Here is a 3,340-nt window from a genome sequence, read left to right as displayed (position 1 = left end):
ATCTTCAGGATCTTGCCCCCGGCGATCTCCAGGACGGTGCCGCCCTTGTCTTCCGCGGCGCGCGTCTCCAGCCGCAGCCGCGACACCGCCGCGATCGAAGGCAATGCCTCGCCGCGGAAGCCCAGCGTGGCCACGCTCAGCAGGTCTTCCGCGTCCTTGATCTTGGAGGTGGAGTGGCGCTCGAAGGCCAGCATGGCGTCGTCGCGCACCATGCCGCTTCCGTCGTCGGTGACCTGGATGAGCTTTTTCCCGCCCGCTTCCACCTGCACGCGGACGCGGCGCGCGCCTGCGTCCAGCGCGTTCTCGAGCAGTTCCTTGACCACCGAGGCGGGGCGCTCCACCACCTCGCCCGCGGCGATCTTGTTGGCAACATGTTCCGGGAGAACGTGGATCTTGCCCATGGGAAGTCGATGGTCGTTAGTCGTTGGTCGTCAGCCTTCGGTCGTCGGCCAAGAACCTGCCACGGATTATCACGGATGCCCCACCCCTCTGTCATCCTGCCGATACGCGCGACAAGCATCCACCACAGAGACACAGAGACACGGACGGAGCCCGTGGGTCTTTGAAACCTTGAAACTCTGAAACCTTGAAACCTGTGATTGTCATCCCGAGCGAGCGCGACTGACCCTGAGCGCCAGCGAAGGGGAAAAGGAGCGCGCGGCGAGGGACCTGCAGTTCTCTGTCAAGAGGCGAAAACTACCCATTTCCCCCTACCCCGCTGAAAACGCGGACAATATATTCTTCGCCCGCGTGTCGGGTTTGCCCCCTCCGATTTGCTATTCTGAAACTAGAGAGCGACGACGACCCACAGCCGCCCCAGCCCGCAGGGGTGGTACCGGGTCACGAGAAACTAGAAACGAGAAACTAGAAACCGGTTTCGATCACCCGATCCCCCGATCACCGCGCGGCCTCCCGGCCGCTTTTTGCTTTCAATTACCCAATTACCCGATTCCCCAATCTACCAATGATCCAGCATCCCAAGCGCCGCGGCGAGTGGGTGGAATTGCAGTTCATGGCGCGCGCCGCCGCCCACGGCCTCACCGTCTGCAAGCCCTAGGGCGACTGTACGAGATACGATTTCGCGGTTGAGCACCAGGGCAGGTTTACCCGGGTGCAAGTGAAGTCAACTTCGAACTACTTTCAGAATCAGTATCAGTGCCGGTGCACGCCGCCGACGCGCCCCCGTGGATACCGATGCTACGAGATCGATTTCCTGGCCGCGTACATCGTGCCGGAAGAGGTTTGGTACATCATCCCGGTGTCGGTGGTGAGTAAGCTGAGGCGGTCGATTTCCTTGGCGCCGCACCGGGTCCACAAGTACAACCGCTATCTCGAAGCCTGGCATCTGCTGCGCAAATCACCCGATCACCCGATCACCCGATGTTCTTGATTGTCATCCCGAGCGCGCGCGAAGGAGCGCATGCGACCGAGCGCGAGCGAGGGATCTATGTTTTCCCGCGCGCGGCGCGTCCCTCGGTCCCGCGGCGGCTTCTGCCGTCCCTGGCGGGACTCGGGGGTTTCTTTGTGCGTGCCCACCCGGCACTTACGTGCCGGGCTGGATTCTGGCGTCGCTGCGCGACTCCGAACACAGGCTCCTTGTACCCGGAACGAACGGCCCAGTACAGGGGATTCACGCGCTGACGGGCCTCGCCGTCGCCACCTAAGCGCTCCCAGGGAAGAGTCCGAAGGACGTCAGAACCCAGCCCGGCACGTCAGTGCCGGGAAAAGCGCGGCGGAAGAAAAATGGAGTCCCGGCAGGGACGGCACCACCCAGTCCGAAGGACGTCAGAACCCAGTCCGGGACGTAAGTCCCGGGAAGGGTCGAGGCAACGACGCCGAGTCCCGCAGGGACGGCAGAACCGCCCGGCGCTTCACTTCTTCCTGATCTCGATGCCCAGCTCGCGCAACTGGGCGTCGCTGACAGGCGTGGGGGCGTCGACCATCAGGTCCACGGCGCGGGCGGTCTTCGGAAAAGGGATGACCTCGCGCAAGGACTCCGCCCCCGCCAGGATCATCACGATGCGGTCCAGGCCCAGGGCGATGCCGCCGTGCGGCGGCGTGCCGTACTCCAGCGCCTCCAGGAAGAAGCCGAAGCGCGAGCGCGCCTCTTCCTCGCTCATGCCCAGGGCGCGGAAGATGCGCCGCTGCACGTCCTGGCGGTGGATGCGGATGGAGCCCGAGCCCAGTTCCGTCCCGTTCAGCACCACGTCGTAGGCCAGCGAGCGCACCGCGCCCGGGTCGCTCTCCAGCTTGCCCGACTCCAGGTCCTGCTCGTGCGGCGAGGTGAAGGGATGGTGGGCGGCGGCCCAGCGCTTCCCTTCCTCGTCCCACTCGAACATGGGGAAGTCGGTGACCCAGAGGAAGCGGTAGGAGCCGGCGCTCTTGGGATCGCCCGCGAAGAACTGGTGGCGATCGGCGAAGCGCTGGCCGAGGGCGACGCGCAGCGCGCCCGCCGCCGTGTAGACGGCGTGGTCGTGCTGCTTGACCTCGGGCTTCACTCCGCCTTCGGAAGGATGCGCGGCGGGCTTGCCGTTGCCCGCGACCAGAACAATCAAGTCCTCCTGCCCAGCCGAGGTCGGCTGTGCCACACGGTCCCCGGCAGGCGCCGGCGAGGTCGCCTGTGCCACCATCTCGCGCACCCTGGCCGCGGCTTCGGGGAAGTTCTTCTCCAGGCGCTTGAAGTCCTCGAACAGTTTGGACGCGCCGCTCTTGTCGGCGAAGAGCGGCTTCAGGTCGTCGCGCTCCTTGCGCGAGAGTTCGCCCACCTTGGGGATGCGGATGGCCATCACCGGAAGCTGCGCGCTCACGCCCAGCTTCTCGAGGTCCGCGGGCGCGAAGGCCGAGCGCACGTCGGTCATCGCGGGCAGGCGCAGGTCGGGCTTGTCGCTTCCGTACTGGCGGATGGCCTGGTCGTAGCTCATGCGCGGGAAAGGCGGCTGGAGTTCGATGCCCGCGGCCTTCCACGCCGCCGAAAGGAATCCTTCCACCACCTCGAAGACGCGCTCGGGCTGGGGAAACGACATCTCCAGGTCGATCTGGGTGAACTCGGGCTGGCGGTCGGCGCGCAGGTCCTCGTCGCGGAAGCAGCGCACGATCTGGAAGTAGCGGTCGCAGCCGGAGATCATCAGGATCTGCTTGAAGAGTTGCGGCGACTGCGGCAGAGCGTAGAACGAGCCCGGCTGGACGCGGCTGGGCACCAGGTAGTCGCGCGCGCCCTCCGGGGTGGAGCGGGTCATGAAGGGCGTTTCGATCTCCAGGAACCCTTCCGCCGAGAGGTGCCGGCGGATGGCCAAGGCCACCCGGTGGCGCAGCTCCAGGTTCTGCTGCAGCGAGTCGCGGC

The 3,340-nt window shown here is 65.7% G+C and carries 2 protein-coding genes; both read right to left on the bottom strand.

What is annotated here, in order from left to right; translation table 11 throughout:
* Positions 1-401, bottom strand: a 401-nt coding sequence (gene mutL, locus VEG08_12670; protein ID HXZ28838.1) for a DNA mismatch repair endonuclease MutL, incomplete at its 3' end; no start/stop codon positions are given.
* A 1,470-nt stretch (positions 402-1,871) separates the two neighbouring features.
* On the bottom strand, positions 1,872-3,340 hold a 1,469-nt coding region (gene aspS, locus VEG08_12665), incomplete at its 5' end, for an aspartate--tRNA ligase (GenBank protein ID HXZ28837.1).

This window comes from Terriglobales bacterium, assembly GCA_035624475.1.
GTDB lineage: Bacteria > Acidobacteriota > Terriglobia > Terriglobales > Acidobacteriaceae > DASPRL01.
This window is presented reverse-complemented; position numbering and strand designations above follow the sequence as displayed.